The organism is Anaerobacillus sp. ABD4_527, from assembly GCF_056160805.1.
The window spans coordinates 1,580,993-1,607,323 of the sequence record NZ_JBSWXZ010000001.1; the positions used below are offsets into that span (position 1 = coordinate 1,580,993).

At 42.1% G+C, this 26,331-nt stretch carries 22 protein-coding genes; 3 read left to right on the forward strand and 19 right to left on the reverse strand.

Translation table 11 applies throughout. The annotated features are described in order from the left end of the window. Positions 1-45: 45 nt before the first annotated feature. Positions 46-3,240, reverse strand: a complete 3,195-nt coding sequence (locus ACXAHI_RS08285) for an SNF2 helicase associated domain-containing protein (RefSeq protein ID WP_474847127.1) — start codon at positions 3,238-3,240, stop codon at positions 46-48. A gap of 307 nt (positions 3,241-3,547) precedes the next feature. On the opposite strand from ACXAHI_RS08285, the gene katG reads away from it, so the two are divergent. Beyond that, on the forward strand, positions 3,548-5,794 hold the full coding sequence (gene katG / locus ACXAHI_RS08290) for a catalase/peroxidase HPI (protein WP_474847128.1): 2,247 nt from the start codon (positions 3,548-3,550) through the stop codon (positions 5,792-5,794). A gap of 197 nt (positions 5,795-5,991) precedes the next feature. Then, positions 5,992-7,380 carry a trypsin-like peptidase domain-containing protein gene (locus ACXAHI_RS08295; protein WP_474847129.1) on the forward strand — a complete coding sequence of 463 codons (1,389 nt, stop codon included), beginning with the start codon at positions 5,992-5,994 and terminating at the stop codon, positions 7,378-7,380. 51 nt (positions 7,381-7,431) lie between these two features. Here the strand turns inward: ACXAHI_RS08295 and ACXAHI_RS08300 are convergent, their stop codons facing one another. The 9 genes from ACXAHI_RS08300 to ACXAHI_RS08340 form a co-directional block, all read right to left on the reverse strand. Beyond that, entirely contained in the window at positions 7,432-8,547 is a 1,116-nt protein-coding gene (locus tag ACXAHI_RS08300; protein WP_474847130.1) for a glycerate kinase family protein, read from the reverse strand. A 10-nt stretch (positions 8,548-8,557) separates the two neighbouring features. Further along, positions 8,558-11,167 (reverse strand): mannosylglycerate hydrolase, encoded by a 2,610-nt coding sequence (gene mngB / locus ACXAHI_RS08305; RefSeq protein WP_474847131.1) that lies wholly within the window; start codon positions 11,165-11,167, stop codon positions 8,558-8,560. A gap of 22 nt (positions 11,168-11,189) precedes the next feature. Beyond that, positions 11,190-13,121, reverse strand: coding sequence for a PTS 2-O-a-mannosyl-D-glycerate transporter subunit IIABC (mngA, locus tag ACXAHI_RS08310; protein ID WP_474847132.1), 1,932 nt, complete (start codon positions 13,119-13,121; stop codon positions 11,190-11,192). Positions 13,122-13,240: 119 nt separating this feature from the next. Beyond that, positions 13,241-13,972 carry a MurR/RpiR family transcriptional regulator gene (locus tag ACXAHI_RS08315; RefSeq protein ID WP_474847133.1) on the reverse strand — a complete coding sequence of 244 codons (732 nt, stop codon included), beginning with the start codon at positions 13,970-13,972 and terminating at the stop codon, positions 13,241-13,243. A gap of 152 nt (positions 13,973-14,124) precedes the next feature. After that, positions 14,125-14,589 carry a DMT family transporter gene (locus ACXAHI_RS08320; protein WP_474834148.1) on the reverse strand — a complete coding sequence of 155 codons (465 nt, stop codon included), beginning with the start codon at positions 14,587-14,589 and terminating at the stop codon, positions 14,125-14,127. Between the two features lie 24 nt (positions 14,590-14,613). After that, on the reverse strand, positions 14,614-15,300 hold the full coding sequence (locus tag ACXAHI_RS08325) for a Crp/Fnr family transcriptional regulator (RefSeq protein WP_474847134.1): 687 nt from the start codon (positions 15,298-15,300) through the stop codon (positions 14,614-14,616). Between the two features lie 27 nt (positions 15,301-15,327). Further along, positions 15,328-15,753, reverse strand: a complete 426-nt coding sequence (locus tag ACXAHI_RS08330) for a DMT family transporter (RefSeq protein WP_474810716.1) — start codon at positions 15,751-15,753, stop codon at positions 15,328-15,330. 150 nt (positions 15,754-15,903) lie between these two features. Then, positions 15,904-16,407: a hypothetical protein gene (locus ACXAHI_RS08335; protein ID WP_474847135.1), complete on the reverse strand. Its 504-nt coding sequence runs from the start codon at positions 16,405-16,407 to the stop codon at positions 15,904-15,906. Positions 16,408-16,538: 131 nt separating this feature from the next. Then, entirely contained in the window at positions 16,539-16,694 is a 156-nt protein-coding gene (locus ACXAHI_RS08340) for a DUF1540 domain-containing protein (protein ID WP_270179776.1), read from the reverse strand. A gap of 143 nt (positions 16,695-16,837) precedes the next feature. Here ACXAHI_RS08340 and ACXAHI_RS08345 point away from each other — a divergent pair, with 143 nt between their 5' ends. Continuing rightward, entirely contained in the window at positions 16,838-17,107 is a 270-nt protein-coding gene (locus ACXAHI_RS08345; protein WP_474847136.1) for a hypothetical protein, read from the forward strand. Positions 17,108-17,169: 62 nt separating this feature from the next. Here the strand turns inward: ACXAHI_RS08345 and nagB are convergent, their stop codons facing one another. From nagB to xylB, 9 genes are all read right to left on the reverse strand, one after another. Next, on the reverse strand, positions 17,170-17,913 hold the full coding sequence (nagB, locus tag ACXAHI_RS08350) for a glucosamine-6-phosphate deaminase (protein WP_474847137.1): 744 nt from the start codon (positions 17,911-17,913) through the stop codon (positions 17,170-17,172). A 17-nt stretch (positions 17,914-17,930) separates the two neighbouring features. Next, complete coding sequence (locus tag ACXAHI_RS08355; protein ID WP_474847138.1) at positions 17,931-18,881, reverse strand: shikimate dehydrogenase family protein; 951 nt, start codon at positions 18,879-18,881, stop codon at positions 17,931-17,933. 19 nt (positions 18,882-18,900) lie between these two features. Continuing rightward, the gene (locus tag ACXAHI_RS08360; protein WP_474847139.1) at positions 18,901-19,890 is read right to left on the reverse strand and encodes an ABC transporter permease; all 990 of its coding nucleotides are present in this window, start codon (positions 19,888-19,890) and stop codon (positions 18,901-18,903) included. A 21-nt stretch (positions 19,891-19,911) separates the two neighbouring features. Continuing rightward, positions 19,912-21,438, reverse strand: a complete 1,527-nt coding sequence (locus ACXAHI_RS08365) for a sugar ABC transporter ATP-binding protein (RefSeq protein WP_474847140.1) — start codon at positions 21,436-21,438, stop codon at positions 19,912-19,914. Positions 21,439-21,462: 24 nt separating this feature from the next. Next, the gene (locus ACXAHI_RS08370) at positions 21,463-22,464 is read right to left on the reverse strand and encodes an ABC transporter substrate-binding protein (RefSeq protein ID WP_270179782.1); all 1,002 of its coding nucleotides are present in this window, start codon (positions 22,462-22,464) and stop codon (positions 21,463-21,465) included. Between the two features lie 41 nt (positions 22,465-22,505). Beyond that, positions 22,506-23,162: a bifunctional 2-keto-4-hydroxyglutarate aldolase/2-keto-3-deoxy-6-phosphogluconate aldolase gene (locus ACXAHI_RS08375; RefSeq protein ID WP_474847141.1), complete on the reverse strand. Its 657-nt coding sequence runs from the start codon at positions 23,160-23,162 to the stop codon at positions 22,506-22,508. A gap of 33 nt (positions 23,163-23,195) precedes the next feature. Further along, entirely contained in the window at positions 23,196-24,134 is a 939-nt protein-coding gene (locus tag ACXAHI_RS08380; protein ID WP_474848116.1) for a phosphoglycerate dehydrogenase, read from the reverse strand. Between the two features lie 71 nt (positions 24,135-24,205). Beyond that, a complete protein-coding gene (locus ACXAHI_RS08385; RefSeq protein WP_474847142.1) occupies positions 24,206-24,799 on the reverse strand; it encodes a glucose-6-phosphate isomerase in 594 nt (197 codons plus the stop codon). After that, positions 24,783-26,321: a xylulokinase gene (gene xylB / locus ACXAHI_RS08390; RefSeq protein ID WP_474847143.1), complete on the reverse strand. Its 1,539-nt coding sequence runs from the start codon at positions 26,319-26,321 to the stop codon at positions 24,783-24,785. The genes ACXAHI_RS08385 and xylB overlap by 17 nt, the downstream gene beginning before the upstream one ends. Positions 26,322-26,331 lie beyond the last annotated feature (10 nt).

A 26,331-nucleotide genomic window follows, 5' to 3' on the forward strand; every position in this document is an offset into this window, starting at 1 on the left:
CCAAAATAAAAAAGACAGAGGTAAGTCCCCCTGTCTCCTATCAACCTATTTATCCAAAAATATCTCACGTATATCATCTTCCGTTAACCTCGTTCGCTCATGCTCACCTGGATTAATAATGTCTGCAATCATCTCTCTTTTCTTCTCTTGAAGATCATTCATCTTCTCTTCGATCGTTCCTCGCGCTACGAGTTTGATGACATTGACTACTTTGTCCTGCCCCATGCGGTGAGTTCGGTCAGCAGCTTGTTCTTCAACTGCAGGATTCCACCAGAGATCGTAGAGGACGACGGTGTCCGCTCCTGTTAAGTTGAGCCCGGTTCCTCCTGCTTTTAATGAAATGAGAAACAGTTCTCTTTCACCTGCGTTAAATCGCTGACACGTTTCCAACCGTGATTCAGAGGGTGTTTCTCCATCAAGATAGAAATAAGTATGTCCGCGCTTCGTGAGTTCTTTTCCGATTAGCTTCAGCATTTGAGTGAACTGTGAGAAGATCAATACTCTCCTACCTGATACACGAGATTCTTCGATGATTTGTAGAAGCTGTTCAAACTTAGCTGAACTCCCTTTGTATCCATCAACAAAAAGGGCGGGGTGACAGCAAATTTGTCGCAATCGTGTTAAACCGGCTAAAATTTTTATACGATTTTTCCGTATCGTATCTCGGTCAAGATGCTTCAATGTATCCGTTCTAAGCTTCGCTAAATAACCAGCATAAAGCTTCTTTTGTTCAGGTAAAAGCTCCGATGATTCTAGAGACTCCATCTTGCCAGGCAGTTCAGCAAGAACATCTCCCTTCATTCTCCGCAGCAAGAACGGCCGTACTCGTCTTGCGATGGTTTTCCTTGTCAGGTGACTATAATCATTGAGACCACCAAATAATTGCGGGAATACCACATGATAAATCGCCCAAAGCTCTTCAATCGAATTCTCTACAGGAGTCCCTGTTAGTCCGAAGCGCTGATCTGCTTTGATCATTTTCACCGCACGTGCTGTTTGTGTGGAGGGATTCTTGAAAGCTTGCGCTTCGTCAAAGAAAACCGTGTGAAAGGTTTGATCGCTATACCATTTCCTATCTCTACGAAGAAGAGGGTAAGAGGTGATTAAGACATCCACTTCTTTACAGTCTTTCTGTAATTTTTCTCGATTGGCTTTCGTTCCATCGATGACGACAGAATGGACGCCAGGTGCGAACTTCTTCATCTCATGTAACCAATTATACGTAAGTGAAGAAGGACAAACGATTAATATCGGCTTCTTGCTTTTTCGAATCGCTGATAACTCAGATACAATATAAGTGATGCTTTGCAGTGTTTTCCCAAGTCCCATATCATCAGCAAGAACGCCTCCGAAACCATAGCTCGCGAGTGTTTTCATCCATTTGTACCCTGTGATTTGATAGTCCCGCAAAATATGCTGTAAATCTTGTGGCACTTCAACATCTAGCTGCTCAGGGCGATACATCCCATCAAGAAATTTCTTAAATGACTCCTCTGCTTTCACCATATCCCCTAGCGAATCGAGTACATACAGACCTTTTTCTACAGGGAGGTTTAAGGTGGTCTCAAACGCTTCATCTTGAGGTGGGACGGTGGTTAGAAAACGATGCATCTCTTCCATTTCGCTGGTTTCAAGTGATAAGAGAGAGCCGTTCTTCAGCCGATAATATTTTCGTTTTTCTTCTAACGCCTCTAATATCTCACGCACTTGGTTATCGGATATTCCGTCCATCTCGAACTTAAATTCCAACCAGTTCGTCCGTTCCTTCTTCTTATGCTTCACCCTTATTGTAGGATGATTGCTTTTTCTCACGAGACGATTGCGAACCGCTGTAGTCGCATAGAGTTGAACTTTCTTTTGGAGCTTAGGCACAACATGGTAGAGAAACTCATACTCGAGGGCTTCATTTTGCATATGATACCCTCCGTCTGTTTTAGAAAATCCACTATCATCCATCAATCTGAGAATTTCTTCTTCTTTTTCAAGATCTCGAATAATCGCCTGACCTGTAGGAACATCTCTGCTCTCGAGCGGTTGAATGACGACTCCATCATAGTGAAACTCTAATCCAGCGAGTAACCGATTTTTAAGACGATCTAAATAGAGCTTTGCAACGAGAGGCGTTTTATAAAATCTTTGATTGATCAATTGTGAAAGCTTGACGCTTCCGATCCTTTTCAAATCTGGAACAATATGTTCGAAAAAATGATCGATATGTTTTGCAGGGATTGGTATAACATTCTGATTACTTGATGGAAGCATTTGAGTAAGGTCGTATAAACGCTCACAATCTCGCCAATCCAACTGAAATAGTTTTCCATCGTACAAGATTGAACGATAGGATCTAAGTATGAGCATTCGTTCCAAACCATTCATAGATAATTGGAAGGTATCCCCTCGTAATTCGTCGAATAGAAAGGTGATGGGTGGCGTTCCGTCAATTATTTGGATGCGCTCAAACCGTTCGCCACCGTATTCAATTTGAACAACTGAACCATCCTTAATAAGCGGAACAACTTTCATCCATGCAGATGGGGGGACGAGTAGCATTTGACTTGTCACCAAGTTTTCTTTCTTACTCTCAATCGATTCAAGAAATGCTTCTTCATCAAGGACGACTTGGATGAGCTGGTGGATGATCGTATCGGCTATTGCTGAGAAGCAATGGACGGACGGGTCATACCTAAACATAGAAGAAAGGTCGCTCGCCTTACCTTGTCTGATGTCCATAAGAAAGCTTCGTACATGATGCACTTTCGTATGTTCGATTGTTAGTTCAATTCCTAGCACATAATCTTCATTTTCCACTGAAACTGGTTTACAAGTAAACGTCACATCGAGAGTTTTTCTATTTTCGAAAAACCGTTGCTCACCCGTTCTTGTAGGTTTCTCATTGAATAACTTCATAAAATCTTCCGTCACATTTGGTGAAGGATCATCCGTATTCGGTGAAGCCCTTCCATCACGAATATCCTTTATCCCAATCAACACAGCTGCAATATGCTGACAGTCCTTTTGAAAGTTCAATAAGGAGGGACAGCTACACTCACCTCTATAACTACCGGCATCATTTACAAGAGTCACTTGAAAATCTTCTGTTCCAGAAACCGTCGCTTTACAATAGTCCGTTTGATAATCATGAAACGTTACTTTATTTGAGCGATAATAGTCCTCCCCTCTTTTGAAAGAAAGGTTACCGCATCGTTCTTTTATCATTTTATTGCTTATGGTTATATCCATGGGATCCTCGTCCTTCTTTCAAATATTGAGGGGCATCATGTATTACACTTGCCGACATGTTATTCTTTGTCTCATTTTATCATAGTGTACTTGCCACTTTTAAACCCTTACCTTCAATAAAAAAACTACTCCATTAGAAGCTCAGCACAAATTTAGTTATATGAAAACCATGTATTTTCACTAGACTATCAAACTTTTTTAAAAAATAGAGTCGTTTTTCTTTCAAAATAACTATTAATTTATTATAATTATAATCTGAGAAACATTATCACCATATTTTACTCATTTTTTAGGAGGGAAATTACACATGGATAAAAACGAAATGCACGATAGCCAAGCTGCAGCTGGACAATGCCCTGTATCTCATGGCAAGACGAAAGAGAAAAATGCAATTACTACAACACAAGTTGGAACGACTAACAAAGACTGGTGGCCTAACCAACTGAACCTTAATATACTTCATCAGCACGATCGAAAGACGAACCCAATGGGTGATGACTTCGATTACGCAGAAGAATTTGAAAAACTAGACTACTATGCACTGAAGCAAGACCTTCGAGACTTGATGACGACTAGCCAAGACTGGTGGCCAGCTGACTACGGTCATTACGGACCACTCTTCATCCGTATGTCGTGGCATGCTGCCGGTACATACCGTACAGGCGACGGACGTGGTGGCGGAGGAACGGGTACGCAGCGTTTCGCACCACTCAACAGCTGGCCGGATAACGCTAACCTGGATAAAGCGCGACGTTTACTGTGGCCGATCAAGCAAAAATACGGAAACAAGATTTCCTGGGCTGACTTACTCGTACTAACGGGTAACGTTGCTCTTGAAGACATGGGCTTGAAAACATTCGGTTTCGGTGGTGGACGTGAAGACGTATGGCATCCAGAAGAAGATGTTTATTGGGGAATGGAAAAAGAATGGTTAGCGGATAACCGTTATTCTGGTGACCGCGAACTTGAAAGCCCGCTCGCTGCTGTTCAGATGGGGCTAATCTATGTAAACCCTGAAGGACCTAACGGTAACCCTGATCCTCTTGCAAGTGCACGAGATATTCGTGAAACATTCGCTCGTATGGGCATGAACGATGAGGAAACCGTTGCACTAACAGCCGGCGGTCACACATTCGGTAAAGCACACGGCGCAGGAGATGCAGAAGCACATGTAGGTGCAGATCCAGAAGCAGCTGACATCGAAGAACAAGGATTAGGATGGAAGAGCACGCACGGTAGCGGGAAAGGACGCGACACCATCACGAGTGGCATTGATGGCGCATGGACTGCGAACCCTACGAAATGGGATAACGGATACTACGATCTATTATTCGGTTATGAATGGGAGCTAACGAAGAGTGCTGCTGGTGCACATCAATGGAAGCCAGTTAACCCGAAAGAAGAACACCTTGCACCAGACGCTGAGGATTCGTCTATCAAAGTGAACACGATGATGACAACTGCTGACATGGCTCTTCGCGAAGACCCAATCTACGAAAAGATCTCTCGTCGTTTTCACCAGGATCCGGAGTATTTCGCAGATGTGTTTGCGCGTGCATGGTTCAAATTGCTTCATCGTGACATGGGTCCAAAAGCAAGATACCTTGGTCCTGAAGTGCCAGAAGAAGATTTGATCTGGCAAGATCCAGTTCCTACAGTTGACTATGAACTATCGAACGCAGAGATCGAGGATCTGAAATCAAAAATTCTTAGCTCTGGATTAACGATTAGCGAGCTTGTTACGACTGCATGGGCTTCCGCTAGCACGTTCCGTGGCTCAGATAACCGCGGTGGCGCAAACGGTGCTCGCATTCGTCTTGAGCCGATGAAGAGTTGGGAAGTAAATGAGCCTGAACAGCTTTCTCGCGTACTATCGATCTATGAAGACATCCAGAACGACCTTGATAAAAAAGTTAGCCTTGCTGACTTGATCGTTCTAGGTGGTTCTGCAGCAGTAGAAAAAGCTGCAAAAGATGCAGGTGTCGACATCACTGTTCCATTCTCTCCTGGACGAGGAGATGCGACCCAAGAACAAACAGATGTTGAAAGCTTTGAAGTACTAGAGCCGATGGCTGACGGGTTCCGTAATTACCAGAAGAAAGAATACACGCTAAGCCCTGAAGAACTACTCGTCGATAAAGCACAATTGCTCGGTCTTTCTGCTCCTGAGATGACGGTGTTAGTTGGTGGAATGCGAGTATTAGGAACAAACTATAACGATACGAAGCATGGCGTATTCACTAACAAAGTCGGAACGCTTTCAAACGATTTCTTTGTAAATCTCCTAGATATGGGTATTGAATGGAAGCCAAGCGGCTTTAACCAATACGAAGGACGCGACCGCAAGACTGGTGAGCTTGTAAGAACGGCTTCCCGTGTGGACCTCGTATTTGGTTCAAACTCCGTTCTTCGTGCAATGGTAGAAGTATACGCGCAGGAAGATAACAAAGAGAAATTTGTTCGCGACTTCGTAAATGCATGGGTTAAGATCATGGACGCCGATCGTTTCGATCTTAAATCAAACAAAAACGTCGTAACATCTCAAAACGCATAATAACTAAGCACCCTACTAGACTATGAATCAAACTGATTCAAAGGCATCTGGTAGGGTGCTTTTCTATTTCTGTAATCAAGACTCGACTTACTTCATTATTTCTTCCACTATTTGAAAGATTTTTCCTTTCAAAATATCCTCTATCCTTTTACATAGGTTATAATTACCATAACAAGTTATAAGAGGAGGAGATTCGTATGTTTTGTCCTAATTGCGGGACTAAAAACACAGAACATGCTCGGTTTTGTATTCAATGCGGTCACTCTTATACGAATAAGCAGAAAAAAAGCAAATGGTTGTTTACTAGTATGCTAATCATTGTTCTTCTGATGAGCGGTGGATTAATTTATCATTTCGTTCTTAATAACACACGAACTGAAGAAATTTCAGGGAAAGAAGAGATTCAAACTCAAACTGATGTTGAAGCAAATGCTCCTCAATCAGAGGAACAAACGGTAGCTAAAAAGGATATCGAAAAAGAAACTACTACTGTGGATAAGGAAGAAAAGAATTCTACTGTTCAAAAGGCTCCTCCAGTAAAACCGTCCACTCAGAAAGATAAAAAAGATATAATACGCGATGCCCAAACCAAAGTGTTTACAATTTTAACAACCAATGGACAGGGATCTGGCTTTTTGTTTCAAGATAACGGGACAATTGTAACCAACGCTCATGTTGTAGCAGGTTTCGTTCATGTTATCGTAAGAGACCAGAATGGCCGAGAAATGAATGGTCAGGTAATAGGGATATCGAATCAATATGATGTAGCATTAATCAAAACCGATACTTTAGCAGGTACACCTCCTTTAGAACTCGAAATGCAAGAATCGGAAGTAGGAACAGAAGTGATTGCACTCGGAAGTCCTCGCGGGTTAGAAAACACTGCATCGATCGGGTATTTAACAGGACTCGACCGCTCATTCGTTACAGAATTTCAATACGAAAACGTGTATCAAATCGATGCGCAAGTTTCACCAGGAAGCAGCGGCGGTCCATTATTGGATGGGAAGACCGGAAAAGTAATCGGAATTAACTCCGCTTTATTAACGAGCGATACATCCATTGCTTTCTCTATCCCTATGTATACGATGACCGAGTTACTAGAAAGCTGGTCTCGCTCACCAATGAATGAGAGTCAAGTTGCTAACACGTTTTATTTTTACAACGAGTTCGATACCTATGAAGAATATGAATACGATAATGAAGGGGAGAATCGTACGATCGTTTTTGATGAGGAAAGTTTATCAAATTTCATCGTCAATTTCCGAGCGAGTTATGAAGTGGCACTGCAGTATGAAGACTTCAGTTTTATACAAGACTTTTTGCTGTATGACAGCGAAGCGTATTATGAACTTGCAGACTATCTAGATGAAATAACTGGAAAAGGAATGGCCTTCAACTTCACCTCAAATCAAGTAACGAACATTGACTCACAATCCGATCGAGCCATTGTTAGCACCTTCGAAACATTCGACTTTATGAACGCCGCAGGTGAATGGAGCGTTTACGAAAGAATGAAAGATTATACCGTCGTTACAGATGAATATGGGAACTATAGAATTGCACATATTGAAATTTATCAATAGAATCCCCATATCCAAAAACACACATCCTTCGATAAAGGATGTGTGTTTTTGTTATTTTTCAGAAACTTGTAGACTCGACTTCCAAATCCGGACCACCTGCTCTGCACTATAAGCAAGCTGAGACTTCGTAATTTCTGGCTCAATAGCATGCTCTAGTGTGTGACATCCTTGCTGAATTGAAACAACAGAGGTTAGTTTTTCATATAGATTATCCACTGGTTCAACGACCTGCCCTGCTAATGCAAAGCATGGGATCTTATGCTTATAAGCTAGACCTCCTACTCCTGCAGGAACTTTTCCATAAGCTGTTTGTCGATCGATTTGGCCCTCTCCAGTAAAGATAACGTTAGCTTTTTTCAGCTTTTCTTCTACTTTTAGATGTTCCAGCATCCACTCGATACCAGCTACCCTAGTTGCGCCAAGCGAGTAGAGCGCTCCACCGATGCCGCCAGCAGCTCCTGCTCCTTTTTCTTGCCCTGAAATAGAAAGAAGTGTTGCTGCTTTACGAAGGGCAGCATCATAAACTGGAACATCTGATTTCTTCATCCCTTTTTGTGGACCAAACACATAAGCCGCTCCCCGCTCACCGTGATATGGATTATCAACATCCGTTACTAAATAGAGATTAGCCTTGACTCTTTGTGTACTACGTTGAATTGAAGTTGTATGAAGAAGTGGATTATGGGTGGACGGTAGCTCATTATTTGAATTGTCCAAGCATTTGACCCCAATTGCTTGAAGCATTCCAAGCCCTCCATCCGTCGTCCCTGTGCCTCCAAGAAAGACGTAGATATCTTTGCTACCTTTCTTCTCTGCATGCAAAATCAGCTCGCCAATCCCGTAGCTCGTTAACCTGTACGGCACTAATTCCTCCGAATCGATTAAATGCAACCCTACCGCTTCAGCTGATTCAATGTAAGCAGCCTGATTCGTTCGATAGTAGCGTGCCTCTCGCTTTTCACCATCAAGTTGTTGAATCGTGACCGTTTCAAATTGCCCTGGAAGAGAACTGATCGCCTCTAAGGACCCCTCTCCTCCATCAGCAATCGTGATGACGTCAACGAAACTATCTGGGAACACTCGATGAACTCCAACTTTTACTGCCTCACCAGCTTCCTTTGAAGAAAGAGAACCTTTAAACGAATCCATTGCAACCAGTACGTTCATCATCTCACCCTCACTGAACCAAATAGCTTTTTACCTGACTTGGTGAGAATTGTAGTTCCGTTGTTCCTCTGCCCTTTTTCACTTCATTTAGGTTAACTTCTTCTACTTTTGTGAGCGAAGGATGCTCGAGCTTGAGCGTCTGATCATTCCGTGTAGGGTTGTAGTAACGCAGAATTAACGCTTCTTCGGATTCTGCCTTTTTCAATGTACTCATCACGAGATCACTTTCTTCGAAGCTGAACAAGCTATACTCTGAAGGTACACGAACATCCTCTTGATTTAGCTTCATCGCATTATGCGGAATCTTGTTATAGGAAACAAAAGGACTTAAATAGCGTTTCACGAGCTGTGCTACTTTCGATTCATCTCGATTGCCTTTCGCATAAGCAAAACCAAACTCAAACTCATACGTACCTAGCATTTGAGAGTCTGGTGTTGGAAGTTTGATTCCTGATGGACGACCTGGTCTTCGAACAAGGTTCTCTTTACCTAGCACACCTACACAGCGGAAAAGTGTCAGCGCAATGGTATCAAACCGCTCGCCTATAATCTCATATTCTCTGACGCTCTTAGTCATTACTATCGCGGTGTCTTCTTGACTTTCTAAGCCTACGTAGCTAAGGAATGGATAGATCGCATCTGGTCGCTCATCCCAGCCTTCACTTTCCCAAACGTCCATCCCCTCATCGATGACGTTCCTCTCGATCGTTCCAAACTGCTGGTCAGCGAAAGAAAAGGAGCTCGCGATTCCAGTTGGAATGAGAACGCGGATACGATGATCACTTGCCGTGTTCGTAACGTTACACGTCACTTCGATCGCTTCTCCTTCTACTGGGATCTTAAGGTCAAAGGTGAATGATAACGTCGTCCATTCACGACCCGCTTTTTTTCTAGTTTCTAGATTAGCTGGTACGTTCCACTCATAAGAAATCTGAGCAAGGTACGCCTCTTTCGTTGTTTGTACACGAACTTCTGCATCAGATACTTTATGACGACTAAATTGAGCTTCTTCCCCTTCTAAAGGCGAAAAGTCATATTCGTCTCCATCATCACCGAGGTTTTCAAGGTTCAGTACACCGTCATGTGTTTTCTGAGACTGCTTATCTTTGATCGTTAGCGTTCCATTGTTTTCGAAATGAATTACATAGGCTTCGGTTTCGACCATTCTATTACTCTTACTTGGCGATACAGATTGAACTTCCTCATCTTCCACGACGGTATACGTACGGTATCCGATTCCCGGTAGGTTTGGCTTTACTTGAATCGTATATTTGATAAAAGGATCATAGTTTCCATAGTGAACGATTTGACGGTCGATCAAGCCAGGGTCCACGATTTCTTTTGAAAGAATCTCATATGATAAAATTTCTCCATGGTCATCGATCAGTTTGAAGCCTTCAAATTTCGTCGTAATCGCAGTTGTATAAACTTCTTCACGCTGTTCAGGTAATAAGTTGAATAATACAAGACGATCGTCCGTTTTCTCTGTATCGATGTGATCCGCGATCTTCCGTTTGTAGAAATCGATCAAGCGATCCGTGCGCTCTTCTGCATTTTGAAAACGTCCCATGATTTCAGCATGAACTTTGTCAGAACAGCAGCATCCGATACTATCATGTGCATGATTTTTCATGATTTCTTTCCAAATCGGCTCGATCAACCCGTGGTGGTACTCAAATCCTAGTTTGTATGCTAGAGACGCTAATGGCTCTAGATGATTCGTTAATTTATTCTCAATGCGCGTGTTTGCAGCTTTAATGTCTGCGCGAGTCGAATAAATGCTTCGATGGACACGCTGATACTTTCCGTGAAGAAATTCGCCGTAAATTTCATCGAGCCCTTCGCTTTTCTCGATCTTCTCTAGTAAGTCTTCATAGCGGCTTAAGAAAAACTCTCTTTCTGGATAAAGCTTTTCTAACTTAGAGATCACATCATATATATTTTGCTGGATCGGCATCTGATCGTGTCCGTTAGGAAGAAGCACATCTTCTCCAGTAGCCCCGCGGTCTAATACTTTAAAGTACTTATCCATTCTCGTTTGCAATGCTTCCTCTTCTTCGGGAAGATATTTTCCAATTGCGTATCCGAGTGGCATCAGCTGTACAAGGACTTTAGAACCCCCTGGTGCTGTCCAATAAAATTCCGTCTTATCCGTACCGTGACGTTCAGATGTTCCTCTCCAGAATATCGAATACTTAATATCGAACCCATTCAATATTTGCGGCATTTGAGCTGATTGCCCAAATGAATCTGGAAGGTAGCCGATTTTCATCGGCTCACCAAATTCCTTGGAATCTTTCATTCCATAATAAAGGTTTCGTACGATTGATTCACCTCCAACGACCATTTCATCCGTTTGGGTGTACCACGGGCCAATAATCAACTTGCCTGCTTGGATGAGGCGTTTGACGCGGTCTCGTTGATCAGGACGAATCTCAAAGAAGTCTTCTAGAATTGCGGTTTGTCCATCTAATACATAGTAAGGATAGTCTGGATCGGTTTCGAGCCTTATTAAAATTTCTTCCATATTGTTAACGAGTAAAATTCGTGATTCTTCCGTTGAGAAATACCATTCTCTGTCCCAGTGCATATGTGGGACGATGTGTACGTTCGTTGCCATGCTGCTTCACCTCGTTTAAAAATTATGCTGCTTGTTTTAGCGCTTTTTCGTATCCAACTTTATGGATTTTCTGTTTTCTAGATAGAATTAAGAGAAGAGTCGATATTGCTGCACCAACGATCGCAGCTCCGAACCAGATCACTGCATTCATCACGCCACCTGACCCTCCTTGTAGTAGTGCAAGTGAGAAGATGCCTGCGCCAGGAACGTTCAGTCCGATATTCGCAACAGAAACGATTGCTCCTGTAACGGCAGAACCTGCGACTAGAGATGGGATCACCCGAATCGGATCATTAATCATGAACGGAATCGCTCCTTCTGTAATTCCGGCCAAACCTAGTATCCACGTTTGTTTTCCAACTGCTTTTTCACTTCGACTAAACGAACGACTCGCAATGATTGTTGCTGCTGTAACCGAGAATGCGGACACCATTTTCACTGATGCAAAGACAGCGTAAGGAATAAAGTTTCCGCTCGCCATCGCACCGATACAGAACGTATAAGCCGCTTTATTAACTGGACCACCTAAATCAAATGAAACGAAACCACCGATTAAAGCACCAAGAATAATTGCATTTGTACCTGTCATCCCATCAAGCCAACCTAGAAGTGCTCCATTCAACCATGCAACGGGTTCACCGACTACGAACAGCATGATTAATATCGTGATGAGTGAGCCAAATACCGGGTAGACCCAGAAACTCACAAAACCTGCGAATGTGCCGCTCGGCTTAATTTTCTGCTTCATATATTTCAATAGGAAACCTGCGAGAAATCCACCTAGCATTCCTCCAAGGAACCCGCTTCCAATCATGTTTGCAGCTACACCTGCTGCAAAACCAGGACCAAGACCAGGCTTATCAGCAATCGAGTACGCCATATATGCTGCAAGAACGGGTACCATCAGCGTACTTAATAGCAGTCCTCCAAGCGTTTTCACTTGATTCAGCCATGATCCTTCGGTAGCAAGGAGCTCCTCCATCCCAAATCCTTGTGCAATTAATGTTGCGAAAGCTGAAATCATACCACCAGCTACGATGATCGGAATAATGTACGAGATCCCTGTTAAGATGGAATCTTTGATTTCCGTTTTGAAGGGCTTACCACCTTCCTCTTCATTCATTTCATCTAAATGGTCAATGTTTTGATCATCTGAACGTTTCTTTTGCAGCACTTTTTCAATCAGCTGTTTTCCTTCTTTCATCGGAGACGCAACATTCGTCTTCACGATCGGTAAGTGCTTATACCGACCTTGATCCTTCACTGCTACATCGTTTGCGAAAATGACCCCAACAGCTTCACTTAAATCTTTCTTCGTATGACGCCCTTCGATTCCATTCGCACCTTGCTTTTCTACTTTCATCCTTACATTTAGTCCCTCGGCAGCTTTTGAAAGAGCTTCTGCTGCCATGTATGTGTGCGCGATACCTGCAGGACAGGCGGTAACACCTAGAACGAGAGGACGAGACTCATCTTTTTCACTAGACTTCTTTTCCTCAGCATTGCCTAGCGCATCATAAAGACCTTTCGCTGATTGCATCTTTACTAACCGATCTTTATAAGCTGGGTCGGAAAGTCGTGTAACTAAATCAGCTAGAAGAGAAACATGAGTCGTACCAGCTTCTGCTTCAGGAATTGCGAGGAGAAAGACGAGGTCTACCTCGTTAGTGGGGTCGACGCTCTCCCAATCCTCTATCGGCTTTGTCACAGTTGCAACCGCAAAAGCCGCTTCTTTTACGCCGGTCGATTTTCCATGTGGAATAGCAAGTCCACCTTCAAAACCTGTCGGTGAAAGTTTTTCGCGGTTTAAAACCGCCTCTAAGTATTGGTTTTTATCTGATAGCTTACCTGCTACGTCTAAGGCTTCTGTTAATGATTCTATTGCTTCACGTTTCGAAGCGTACTGTTGATTGATCATAATCAAATCGAGAGAAGTGACGCTTTGTAGGTTCATGTTTATACCCCCTCATCAAGTAATCGCTTACAACTACAGCTTAAAGGATTTTTTCTTCTATCCCTTATTTTTGTTAGCGCATTCACAAAACTAATCTCTATAAGAGAAGCCCTGTGTATTTATACACAGAGCTTCCTGTAAGCTTCGACTACCTTTCGTCCAACAATCGCCATCGGGACGAAATTCGTAGTATTATATCCTTTTATTTCTTCCTTGGGTGCATAGCAATACAGCATTAAATCCGCCACCCGACTCAAACGACTTTCACCCATATGGCTCATTCCTAAAACCCGTGCACCGCGCTCTTTCGCATATTCTGCAAGTTCAACGGTTTGATCCGTGTCTCCTGACTGACTCAAGAGAATAACCAGATCTTTTTTCGTAAAATGGTGTAACGCAGCTATATTTTGATGTCGATGTACGGTAAACGTTACGTCTTTATGGAAGGGTTTAATATTCATAACGAGCAGTTCACTAATATAGGAAAGTGCTCCTGCGCCATATACGAGCAGCCGCTGAGATTGATGCATCCATTCACTCGCAACTTCGATCAGCTTCGGATCTGTTAATTCAAACGTTCGCTCGATTTCATATTGAAATGAATCAGGGTTTGTCTCCGTTTCTTCCATCTCATCTTTAAGTCGTAACTTTAACTGAGTAAACCCTTCATACTCTAATTTCTTCATCAATCTCATAACCGAATTCGGAACAGTATGTGTTTCCTTTGCAAGCTTCTGAATCGACATCTTCACAACATCTCTTCGATGCTCGAGCATATATTGAATGATTTGATCTTCTAAATCAGTCAACTGAAATTCAAATTTACGATAGCGTTCCTCCAAAGATAACATGACACCATTCCTTCACGCGTAGTCTTACACCTATTTTACCACCGTTGGTTTAGTTGTTGGAATGACCAGGTTTATGAGATCAAGTACAGAAAAATCCACCTTACTAACTCATAAGGTGGATGTAACTATTCTCCTCAAGTTTTAATGACGAATTAAGCAGCCTTCGCAACTTCTTCCTCTTTCTTACCACTCATTTTAAAAATAAGCATACCGGAGACGATCACGATGACAGCTAAAAGCTGTTGAAAGGTGAAAGGGACTTGTTTTAATCCTAAAATGCCGAGTGAATCTGAAAGAATGGCAAAACCTAACTGTGAAGCCATCACGATCGAAATGGCGAATGTCGGACCAAGGTGGTTAATACTTTGCACTAAGCAGACCACCACACCAATACCGATCGCACCGCTTAACCAGTACCAAGGCTTCATATCTGCAAGCATAAATAGATTTCCACCTTCAACAAACAATCCGATCACAAGAGAAGCGAGAAATCCTAGACCTAACACAAGCGTTGTTGTAACTAAGGATCCTGCTCGTTCACTCACTTTACTATTGAAGATATTTTGCAAACTAACAAATGAGCCAGCGATTACTGCCATTAGTAAACCGATCATCATTTTATAATCACCTCAAATTGATTGCTATTCATATATACTTTGACCGACCAACGCTTCAAGACCTTTTCGATCCTTCACTAAAATGCCACCGCTGCTCCGTTCGATCAAACCTTCTTCACAGAACTGTTTAATAATCCGATTAAGGTGGCGATAGCTCGTTCCGATCAGGTTCGAAGCATCGGTCAAATTGACTTTTTTATCTTGTTCCAATTCATGTTCATCTCCTGTAACTGAGAGAAGGTAACTTGCCAGCCTCACATCGACAGATTGCATGAGGTTAAAGCTTAGAGAATGAGATTTGACGTAAAATTTCTCCGTAATAATATTGAGTAAAAACTGAAGAAAGGCAGGGTCATCTGCACCGTATTTTCTTAATGCATTGTAAGGAACCCCCAAGAGATGTACCGTCGAAACCGCTTCGACTGTATTAATCAAGCTGCCTCCGCGTACGTATTCGATGTCACCGATCAATTCAATCGGAGTTTTAAAAGAGAGAATAAGCGTTTTGCCTTCTTCTGACGTCGTATAAATCTTGACTTTCCCTTTTACAAGAACATATAAATGCTCTGCAGGTCCTCCCTGATCACCGATGCGTTCTCCATGTTCGTACGTATAGAGTGAGAATTTTGAACGGAGTTCTTTATTAAAGATCGTCTGTAGCTTATACGTTTCAATGTATTCGTCTATTAGTTGATCAACTGTCCTTTTCATGAAACTCCATCCCTTCACTTACTTCTATTAAAAGGTTAGCATAACCACTCCGGCAATCATCATCCCGATACCGATAAACTGTGGAAGCTTCATTTTCTGTTTGACAACGCCGAACCAGCCTTTGCTATCAATCACGAAGGTTAAAAGAAGCTGCGCGATCAATAATGCAGAAATCGTTACCGTGACACCAATCTTTTGAATCGCCGTGATGTTACTAAACACCACGATCGCACCAAATGTGCCTCCCATCAAATACAAAGGCTTCACTTGTGTTACATTTCGCCATGTTTTGTTACGAAGACTGATCAAAATCACCAACGCTAACAAAAATCCCACAAACTGAGTGACCGTTGTCGCCTGCCAGACGCCAACATCTTGACTAATACGCGTGTTCGCAACACCTTGTAACGTAATAAATGCTCCGCCTAACAGCGCAAAGATACTTCCTTTCATTTTCTCACCCTCTTACATATTTTCTACTCCTTTATTAAAAAGCAAAACACATCGAGCAAGTTAGGACATATGTCCTCAGATGCGTTTTTTTATAAAAAAATTCAATTACATAAAAAAATCCCCCTTACATGCGTGAGGGAGAATAGGTACTTAAATAGATGTCGGTTCAGGCAATAGGATTTTTTTCTTACCAGTTGTAAGTACGATTATTTCAATGATATCTGGGATTTGTTTAAACATGTGCTTCGAGCATTCAATAACGTTTTGCTGGAACTGGTTCACCTGGTCTTCAAATAGATCAACAACATATTTCTGAACCGTTAATTCTTTATCCGTCTGATGAACAATGACGGAATTCAGGCTGAATTCCATACCTTGAATCTCATCAAAGCCACGCCAAAACTCACAAAACCACGCTTCTTTATCTTTTGCTTCGGTTAATCCTTGAATAAGGTGATCCATGATTTGTGCTAACTTTATGTAATAGCATCCCTGAGAAGGAAAGAGATTTCGATTTAGTGAAGATTGCTCTGCTTCAATGAATTCAAGAATAGTCAATAGACTTCTCTGATGTTTCGGTAATCCATAAACACGCTTTACGACTTGATCCACAAACATTTGAAGCTCTTGTCTCCAACTATCTGCTTGAATCATTTATCTCAACTCCATTTCTGTGTTCATTATCACTATTATAGTTGATAATGATTATCAACGTCAATTATGCATCGTAAAAAGCCTACTCTCTATACAAAAAAAAGAGACAACCACTGGCTGCCTCTCCAAACTTACATGTTCGGTTCGAATGTTTTACAATCCGTTTCCTCACTATCACGAGCCTTATTCCCTTTGTGACTAACAACAAAAATCTTATCCGCCGTACAAGTCTCTCCGCCTCTGTTGTACACACAGTTGCTTACTTCGCAAAGAACATCTTGTGCCATCAAAAATCACCTCTTTTTTGTTATTAGAATTAACTTTCCAATGGAAATTCATACATAACGATAAGGTGTAACTACTTTTCATATACCCTCTTTTTCTACATATAATCATTATCGGTTAGAAAATTGAAGAGGAGGAGTGTGGAATGGACCTCGCACGATTGAATCGCATTCAACATTTAGCCTACGACATTATGGATGAAATGAATAAAGAAGGAAGTTCACAAGATTGCTCCCATTCGAATCAAGTAATCGACCTTCTGTCGCGTGCAATCGGAAACCTAACGGACCCTACTGGCTCATTTTCAATCGATTACGTAGAAGAAAAAGTTGCAACTGCTCACTACTTGCTGTTTAAGAATGAGAAGAAGGTTCCTGCATTAATAAGGGAGAAAGGTGTTACGGCTGAAAAATAATGTATAGAAAAGCTTACTAAAAAAGCTGGCTACTACCAGCTTTTTTAGTAAGCAAATTGTTATTAAATTTTACTTACAACATTTCCGTATCGGATCATCTTCTCGTCTACGATAACAGTTAAGTTAGGATGACCTTTCAGTACAGAAGCAGGAAAGTCTTCCATTTTTTCTGTTTCAAGGAACTTACGATAGGCATCTGCTTTACCCTCTCCAGAAATAACGAGAAGAATTTCTCGGCTTTCCATCATCGTTTGAAGTCCCATTGTAATCGCAGCCCGAGGTACCTCGTCAAACGAAGAAAAATGCTTTGCATTTATCTTCTTCGTTTCTTCTGTTAACTCAACAAGGTGGGTTGTTGAATCAAACGGAGTGCCTGGCTCATTAAAGCCAATATGACCGTTGTGACCTATTCCTAGGATTAGAAGGTCGAGTGGTCCTTTCTGTTTAATAACCTTGTCATATCGTTCACACTCTCGTTGAACATCTACTACCGTTCCATCTGGAATATAAGTGTTTTCTTCCTGAATGTCGATATGGTCAAAAAGGTGATCGTGCATATAAGCATGATAGCTGTTTGGGTGTCTTCTGTTTAGCCCGATGTATTCATCGATATTAATCGTAGTACAATTATGATATGTTGTCCCATTCTGCTTGTAATCCTTTACCAACTCCAAATAAATGCCGACCGGTGTATTTCCTGTTGGAAGTCCAAGCACGAGATCTTTCTTTTTTCGTAGTCGATCGATTACGAGCTCTCCAGCTCGTTCATTAGCTTCATCTTTATTTTTGGCCATGATAAATTTCATTACCGATCACCTTTCTGTTATTTCTTCACAGTATTAAATTCTGTAGCGATTTTTTCAAGGTTATTGAATATTTCTGAATCTATAGTAAGATTGAAAACTTCCGAAATGACCTGTGTCCAACCGTGGATAAAATAAATCCAACCGTCTTCTACATGCAGTTTTTTTGTATCACGCTGACTGTTTGCCTGTTGCATGAACAGCAAATCACCACGATAATTTAGCTCCCAAACAAGACTACCTACTGGAAAATCTGCGTTATTCGTCAAGGGAGATCCTGGACGGTCCTTACCAAGTCCTGTTGCGTTTACAATCAGGGAATACGGCTTCACGTTCTCCATGACTAAATCATTAGAAGTAGACTCAGTGGCTAGATTATAATCGATTGGTATATCATCTCTAATTGACTTCATAATGCGCTCCATGGAAGCTAATCTCGGCTGACTTCGATTCGTAACATGAAGCTTAGATGGGACATTTTCACCATTGTTTTTCTCAAGAAGATTAGAGGCAATTGCGATGGCACTCCCACCTGCCCCCATGATAAAGGCTTCACCGCTGTATTCCTCCCAGAAGTCATCCGGTATAAAGGATTGCATTGAAAGGCCACTAGAGATATGGTCCTTTGCATGTCCAATTAATTTTCCGTCACGTTTTGAAATACAGGAAAGCTCACCAAATAGTTCTGCGTATGGATCAAGTTCATCAAACAAATTTTTTGCAGCGTTATATAAATCAATTTTATGCGTAGTTACGAGCGCTCCCAAGGAAAGTTCGTCATCTTTTAAAAATTGAACGACGTTACGGTAAACCTCAGGATCCTCGTGAATGTCAATATCGATTCCTTTAATGACAACATCATGAAGCCCTAGTGCCTCTGCCCATAATGGAAAGAGCTTCATGATAGACGATTTTGATGTGGTGACTCCAATAAAGTAAAACGTTGGCTGCGTTGCTTTTTCTAGTTTCATCTCCCGTTTCCTCCTTTAGTTATGAACGTCTTTTCTGAAGTTGATCAAAGAACACAACAGCTAGTAATAGAACACCGATTGCAATCTGTAACCAGAAAGGCTGGATGCCCAGTAGATTCCCTGCGTTTCGTAGAGTTGACATGATGAAAGAGCCAATAACCGTTCCAATGATGCTACCTTGTGCTCCGAAAAGACTTGCACCACCGATAACAGCTGAAGCGATAGCATCAAGCTCGTAGCCTTCACCTGCCGTAGGAATGCCACTCGCAAGGCGCGTCGTCAATAGAAAACCAGCTATGGCGGAAAGTACACCTGCAATTCCATAGGCACCGTATGTAGTTATCCTGACGTTCACACCCGAGAGACGGGCAGATTCTTCGCTGCTTCCAATGCTGAATAAATTACGCCCAAAAACCGTATAACGAATCATAAGTGCTCCTAGCACTGCAATAATGAGAAGGATGAAAAGCAGAGAAGGGATTCCTAAAATAGATAGCTCAGCAATTTTCGTGACTTCACTAGGCAGTCCGCTTATGATTCGTCCATCACTTGTTAATAACGTAGCACCACGAACAATCGTCATAGTACCGAGAGTCGCAATAAACGGCGTTATCTTCGCATCGTAAACTAGCATGCCGTTGAGCACTCCAATCATTAATCCAACAAGTATTATGGCAAGAATGGTTACCCAGACTGAGGTACCTGACACAAGAAGCTGTGCAGATATGACACTCGATATACCTAGCGTTGCTCCAACTGATAAGTCGATTCCTTTCGTAATGATAACGAGTGTCTGAGCAATCGCTACGATTCCGATAATTGCGGTTTGTCTTCCTAAGTTTGATAGATTGTCAACTGATAGAAAGTTAGGATTCAAAAAGAACATCACAACCCACATTGCTAGTAAGACAAGAGGCAGAGAAGCTTTCGAGAGCCAGGCGTTCCACTTTAGAGTTCCTTTTTTTTCTAAATAACTTTTTACACCAACTGTTGTACTTGTCTTTTCCATTACATTCCCTCCTATCACGTTTTATTTGTAAGCTGCTTTCATAATCGCCATGTCATCAAAAGATTCTCGGTCAAATTCACCTGTAATTCTTCCGTCGCTCATGACCAAGATTCGATCCGCTACCTCCATTATTTCAGGGAGGTAAGATGAGCAGTAGATAACCGACTTTCCTTCATCTGCTAGTTTTCTAGATATCTTAAAAATGTCACGCCTTGCTCCTACATCGATTCCAGCTGTCGGTTCATCAAGAAGAAGCACCTTCGTATTCGGATGAATCCATTTCGCTACGACGACCTTCTGTTGATTCCCTCCACTCAAGCCATCGATGTGTTGTTCAAGGGAACTGTACTTCACGTTGAAATCCTCCAAAAGAGCGAGCGCATGCTCTCTTTCAAATCCACCACGAATGAAACCTTTCTTTGAGAAACTTCGGTATGTCGCAACATTTGCATTAACGTGGATTGGCATCCTTGGTAGATAGCCTTCTGTTGCTCGGTCTTCAGGTACAAAGCCGATTCCTCGTTTAATGGAATCAGAAGGTGACTTAGGTTTGAAAGCCTCTCCATTTAATTTAACTTTGCCAGACTGTGCTTTCATTTCACCGAAGACACCTTTTAATAGCTCACTTTTTCCTGCACCAATCAGACCAAAGAGCCCCACAACTTCTCCTTTATTAATCTGAAACGAAACATCACTATAGTACGGTTTATGGTTCAATCCTTGAACGGATATTGCCTCGTCTCCTAGCTGTGACTCTGTATACACGTCATCATTTCTATGAACCTTGCCTGATATGGCTTCAATCAACTCATCGTTACTAAGATCAGACACATTCTTCGTCCAGATTTTGTTCCCGTCTCTTAGAACCGTCGCTCGATTACATATCGCGAAAACTTCCTCGATTTTGTGCGATATGTAGACGATGGAGACGCCCTTCTTGACCAACTCTCGTAAAATATCAAAAAGGCGCTGCACATCATCTTCCGCTAACAGTGCAGTTGGCTCATCAAGGATAAGCACGTTAGCATCTTTTGATAGAGCTTTAGCAATTGCTACGATTTCTTGATCAGCTATTTTTAAACTCTTTACAAGGGTAGACGGGTTAAGGTTGATACCAGCTTTTTTCAAAGCCTTGTTCGTCATCTCACGTCCCTTTTGGTAATCAACCATCCCATATTTTTTCGGCAAGTTCCCCATCAGGACGTTTTCCATGACTGAGACACCTGGTGCGAGCTTCAAGTCCTGATATACAACTGAAATGCCTAGCTGCTCAAGCTCTTTAACGGGGATAAAGGAATGTGACTTACCATTAACTAAAATTTTCCCTTTATCAGGTCGATATGCACCTGTAAGGATTTTGATAAGCGTACTCTTTCCTGCACCATTTTCACCAAGGAGTGCATGAATTTCTCCTGGCTTAACTTCGAAGTCCACTCCCTTTAAAGCATACGTACCGTTAAAAGACTTCACGATTTTGTCCATGTGAATCAGTGACGTTCCGATGATTACTCCCTCCTTTAGATTCCCGTTGAGTGTTGTAACACTCAACGGGTGTTCTATTCTTTCAAAGCCTTATCGTTTGTCAGGGTAAAGAAGCTTCTGTATCTCATCTTCATCAAAGTTTTCCATTGTTACGATTGTCGCACCTGTATCGATTTCTTGTTCAGTTGACTCTCCAGAAAGATCCTTTAGCACTGTATTGACGCCTTCATATCCCATACCGAATGGATCTTGTACGATAAGAGCATCGATTGCGCCTGATTTTAGCGCGTTGATCTCTTCTTTGTCACCGTCATATGCGATAACTGGAACTTCTTCTATGAGGTCTCGTTCTGTAATTGCTCGTGCAACGCCGATCCCTGTATGATTGTTGTCAGCGAAGAAGCCAAGTAAATCTGGGTGGCTTGTTAAGAGGTCCTCAGCTGCACCAAGTGCTTTCGTAATATCATTATCAACATAGCGAACTTCGAGCGGTTCGATATCAGGAGCAAGTTCTTCAAGGCGATCAATGAAGCCCTTATCACGGTCGATCAACACTTGAACGCCAGCCATCGCACTGATAATCGCTACTTTTCCTTTTAGTTCCTTTCCTTGTGCTTCAAGGTTTTCAACAAACTGTTCAGCACCCAAAGCTCCTCCTTTAACATTATCTGTCGCAAGGAAGCTTACAAATTTCTCTGTATTCACTCGGTTATCTACTAACACAACTGGAATGCCTTTATCCATCGCTTTCTCAATGCCAGGTACACTCGCATCAGAGCTCGTTGAAGCGATTACGATACCGTCCGGATTTTGTGAGATCACATTCTCAAGGATGGCAATCTGCTTATCAATATCGGCTTCTGATGGAGGTCCATACGTTGTAACGTTTACTTTATCTCCTTGATCCTCAGCTGCTTTTTCAGCTCCCTGCAAGACCGTTTGCCAGAAGTCAGAGTCTGTCGCCTTTACGATTACAGCAATTTCTTTCTTACCATCACTTGAAGAACCTTCTACACTTTTACTCGATTCGCTACAGGCAGTTGCAGCAACAAGTACTAAGACTAAAGTGATGAGCATGATTATTTTTCTCATAGAATCAATCTCCTTTTTTATTTGATAAAGAAATCTAGAAACTATGCATATATGGTAGAGTGCCTTTCAGATGCCACTTTGTTTACTAGAAGTCTCACATAGTCGGCAATAAGTACTCCATCAAGACCAGCTCCTCCTGCTTTTGTTAAATGACTTCCGATGCCTACTGCTACTGCCCCTGCTTCAAACCAGTCCTTAATGTTGTTCTCATCTACGCCTCCTGTAGGCATAACATTCAACTGTGGTAGAGGACCTTTCAAATTCTTAATGTGCTTAGGTCCACCGACGTCTCCTGGAAACAGCTTGACGATTTCACAACCTGCTTCAAGAGCTTGTACGGCTTCCTTCACTGAAATTACTCCAGGCATCACTGGCACCTGGTAGCGATGACACGCCTTTACGATGTCCTCATTAAAATGCGGGCTAACTATAAAGGCTGCCCCTGCATGAATACCGCTCACGGCAGTCTCACGATCAAGCACGGTTCCTAATCCGATGATAGCTTCCTCTGCCCAAGAAAGAGTCTTCATCTCCTTTATGAGATCAATCGCTCCAGGAACTGTCATGGTAATCTCAATGGCTTTAATTCCACCTTCAACTGCGGCTTTTGCTACCTTTAATACCTCTTCTCGATTGCCCCTAAGAACCGCCACGACACCAGTTTCAACAAGGGACGTGAGAGTTTGCGTTTTTTTCATACATGGTCTCTCCTCTCTAAATACAATCTAACTTTAAGATGAAGCCATCGCTTTTCTCAGACTTTCATAATAAGCCATCACATTGTCAGTTGACCTCAACGTCATCCTCTGAACTGCCTCTACACTTGCAGCAGCATTATGAGGTGTCAAAATCACATTGTCTAATTCAAAAAGCGGCGAGTTGATAGGTGGCTCTTCTTCAAACACATCAAGTGCAGCACCTTTTATTTCTCCGTCTCGTAGCGCTTTGTATAGATGAAGCTCGTTAATGACTCCGCCTCGCGCTGTATTGATTAAGAGACAATTCTTTTTCATTTTTTTTAAACGATTACAATCGATCATGTACCTAGTTTCTTCTGTTAGTGGAAGATGCATCGACACAATATCACTTTCTCTAATTACATCTTCTAAGCTCACCAACGTAACACCTAACTCTTGAGCAAGCTGTTCGTTTGGAAATGGATCATAAGCAATGACATTCATATTGAATCCTTTAGCTCGCTTAGCTACGGCTGCTCCAATGGATCCAAGTCCCATAAGCCCTAGTGTTTTTCCAAAAATCTCTACACCCACTGTCTTATTCCACGTTCCTTCTTGTACAAGTTCGAAATGGCTTCTTGCAATATTTCTTGAAAGAGTAAGCATCAGTCCAAAAGTATAGTCTGCAACCGCTTCTGTGTTTACACCTGGTGTATTTAACACCTCTATTCCGCATTTTCTAGCTGCCTCACAATCGATGTTGTCAATTCCAACACCGTATTTGGAGATTACTTTTAATTCCTTTGCATTCTGAATTACTTTTTTTGAGATATGATCCGTACCAACAAGCAGCACCTCAACACCCTCGAGATAAGTAATGAGATCCTCTTCCGAATGTGGTCCTGCTTTTCGAACAACCTCATATCCTTCCTTTTTCCAGTCCTCATATATTTTAGGATGGTACAATCCATAAGACCTCGGCGTAATCAACACCCTTTTCAACACAATCACCTCTAATCTTTTTTGTAATGACGTCATTACCAGTTAAGACAAAAAATTTTCGGTCACTTTCTATCTCTGTTATATCTCGGATTATTAACGATCGTTGGCTCTCCATCTTTCTCAATGGACAGTTTTACAAACCCTTCCGTTTCAATACCTCCATAGTCATGACCTGCATCACCAGGGTAAGCAGCGAAGAAAACAAACGGTTCATTCCCAGTATTCACCGTGCGATGTGCCCATTCAGGAGCAACATACGCGACTGAACCAGGAATCATCTCAATATAATCAAACTCACCATCTTGCGTTTGCAAGATTAGTTGTCCTTTCCCCTTTAAACAGAAGTAAATTTCAGCTCGATCTAACACTTCGTGATAATGTCCTTTCGTCATGAAGTACTCGTCACCAACTTTTCCAGGATACAAAATCGTCACACAGTGCTGTATATGTGCGATCGTTTCCGGAACCTCTACGTTGAACACTTCATATATCAATGGGTTTTCTTCAAGCAATGCATCTGCAGCATCTTGATCAAGATACATCTTGTTCATGTGTGAAAGCTTTCGAGTAACCACTCTTCCTTTTGGATTAAGTTCACCTGTTTCGAAATTGAACATCGTTGAAAAAGATTTAAACTTGCTAGTTAACTCTGTCATATTGCTTCACTCCTAACTGATTTAATTGGTTATACAAAGGCTTGAGCTGATTATATGCGTTTTCAAAATATACTGATAATTCTTCGTATACGTGTTGATTCAACTCATTTGGAAGATGCATCTCTGTCTGATTTACCCAATCCTTTCCTGATGAGAAATCCTTGAGTAACCCAACTCCTACCCCTCCAGCTATAGCTGCTCCCATCGAAGTCGCTTCTTCAAGTTTTTGAGGCACTAGAATATCTACTCCGTAAAGATCGGCTAAAACTTGCCGCCATATTGGACTCTTAGCTCCTCCTCCAAGTATCCATAGATTTCGAATAGGTAGCCCAGCTTTTAGGAACGTATCTAATACAATTTTAAGATTGAAGCCAACACCTTCCATTACCGCTCTGGCTAGATCTCCTCGGTTATGCTTCATGTGCAGTCCGACAAACGCGCCTCTTGCATCAGGGTCCCACCTTGGAGAGCGTTCTCCTAACAAGTAAGGTAAATACAGCAACTTATTTGCACCTGCAATTGATCTACCTGCTTCTTGGTTGATAATATCGTAAACGGACGAGGCTTCTTCTTTTTGATAAAATTGCTCCTTCAACCAGTTTAAAGATGCTCCTCCAGTTTGCATCGTTCCGTTCGGAGAGTATTTCGAACTGTCTAAATGAATCCATGTATACGTTTTCATTTCTGGGTCAAAAACAGGTGCATTAGATGCAGTTGCAATCCAGGAAGAAGAACCGATGTAGTTAAAAGCCTCCCCTTCTTCCATTACCCCCGCACCAACTGCCGCACAAACCCCATCTCCTCCACCTAACACAACGGGTGTGCCAGCAAATAACCCCGTTTCTGCCGCAGCTTTTTGTGTTACCTCCCCAACCACTTTCGTTGAAGGATAAAGAGGAGGAAGTTTTCTACTATCGATTCCCCAGGCTGAAATGATGTCCTCTGACCATTCTTTCGTCGTTATATTTAATAGATTTGTACCAGAAGCATCTGAATAATCCGTCGCGAAAATGCCTGTTAACCGATGAACCAGGAAATCCTTAGCTTGCAAAAATTTATACGTCGATCGATAAAGCTCAGGACGATGTTTTTTGAGCCAGACTATTTTGGCACCTGAATAAGATGAAGAGATTCGGTGTCCTGTTATGTAGTAGCCTTCTTCCATCCCAATCTTATTAAGTAGCTCATCAGCTTCCACTCCCGCCCGCATATCAGCCCATATGATTGCACGCCCTAACGGATCTCCTTGCCTATCAACTCCAAGACAGCCCATCATCATTCCGCTAAAGGTTACACAGGCTATTTCCTCATTTGATATGTTTGCTTTAGTAAGTAAAGAACGAGTTGTCACGCAGACAGCTCTCCACCAATCCTCTGGAGCCTGCTCAGCCCACCCAACTTCAGGATAATACGTTTCATATCCGTAGAATTCACTACCAAGTACATCGCCAGTACTGGAGAACAAAGTAGATTTGTTTCCTGTTGTACCGATATCATGAGCTAGTATGACACCCTTACTCATGCAACCCCTC

Excerpts from the sequence above, each read along its gene's own strand:
- ACXAHI_RS08285 (WP_474847127.1), bottom strand. The coding sequence starts at position 3,240 with ATGGATATAACCATAAGCAATAAAATGATAAAAGAACGATGCGGTAAC.
- katG (WP_474847128.1), top strand. The coding sequence starts at position 3,548 with ATGGATAAAAACGAAATGCACGATAGCCAAGCTGCAGCTGGACAATGC.
- ACXAHI_RS08295 (WP_474847129.1), top strand. The coding sequence starts at position 5,992 with ATGTTTTGTCCTAATTGCGGGACTAAAAACACAGAACATGCTCGGTTT.
- ACXAHI_RS08300 (WP_474847130.1), bottom strand. The coding sequence starts at position 8,547 with ATGAACGTACTGGTTGCAATGGATTCGTTTAAAGGTTCTCTTTCTTCA.
- mngB (WP_474847131.1), bottom strand. The coding sequence starts at position 11,167 with ATGGCAACGAACGTACACATCGTCCCACATATGCACTGGGACAGAGAA.
- mngA (WP_474847132.1), bottom strand. The coding sequence starts at position 13,121 with ATGAACCTACAAAGCGTCACTTCTCTCGATTTGATTATGATCAATCAA.
- ACXAHI_RS08315 (WP_474847133.1), bottom strand. The coding sequence starts at position 13,972 with ATGTTATCTTTGGAGGAACGCTATCGTAAATTTGAATTTCAGTTGACT.
- ACXAHI_RS08320 (WP_474834148.1), bottom strand. The coding sequence starts at position 14,589 with ATGATGATCGGTTTACTAATGGCAGTAATCGCTGGCTCATTTGTTAGT.
- ACXAHI_RS08325 (WP_474847134.1), bottom strand. The coding sequence starts at position 15,300 with ATGAAAAGGACAGTTGATCAACTAATAGACGAATACATTGAAACGTAT.
- ACXAHI_RS08330 (WP_474810716.1), bottom strand. The coding sequence starts at position 15,753 with ATGAAAGGAAGTATCTTTGCGCTGTTAGGCGGAGCATTTATTACGTTA.
- ACXAHI_RS08335 (WP_474847135.1), bottom strand. The coding sequence starts at position 16,407 with ATGATTCAAGCAGATAGTTGGAGACAAGAGCTTCAAATGTTTGTGGAT.
- ACXAHI_RS08340 (WP_270179776.1), bottom strand. The coding sequence starts at position 16,694 with ATGGCACAAGATGTTCTTTGCGAAGTAAGCAACTGTGTGTACAACAGA.
- ACXAHI_RS08345 (WP_474847136.1), top strand. The coding sequence starts at position 16,838 with ATGGACCTCGCACGATTGAATCGCATTCAACATTTAGCCTACGACATT.
- nagB (WP_474847137.1), bottom strand. The coding sequence starts at position 17,913 with ATGAAATTTATCATGGCCAAAAATAAAGATGAAGCTAATGAACGAGCT.
- ACXAHI_RS08355 (WP_474847138.1), bottom strand. The coding sequence starts at position 18,881 with ATGAAACTAGAAAAAGCAACGCAGCCAACGTTTTACTTTATTGGAGTC.
- ACXAHI_RS08360 (WP_474847139.1), bottom strand. The coding sequence starts at position 19,890 with ATGGAAAAGACAAGTACAACAGTTGGTGTAAAAAGTTATTTAGAAAAA.
- ACXAHI_RS08370 (WP_270179782.1), bottom strand. The coding sequence starts at position 22,464 with ATGAGAAAAATAATCATGCTCATCACTTTAGTCTTAGTACTTGTTGCT.
- ACXAHI_RS08375 (WP_474847141.1), bottom strand. The coding sequence starts at position 23,162 with ATGAAAAAAACGCAAACTCTCACGTCCCTTGTTGAAACTGGTGTCGTG.
- ACXAHI_RS08385 (WP_474847142.1), bottom strand. The coding sequence starts at position 24,799 with ATGACAGAGTTAACTAGCAAGTTTAAATCTTTTTCAACGATGTTCAAT.
- xylB (WP_474847143.1), bottom strand. The coding sequence starts at position 26,321 with ATGAGTAAGGGTGTCATACTAGCTCATGATATCGGTACAACAGGAAAC.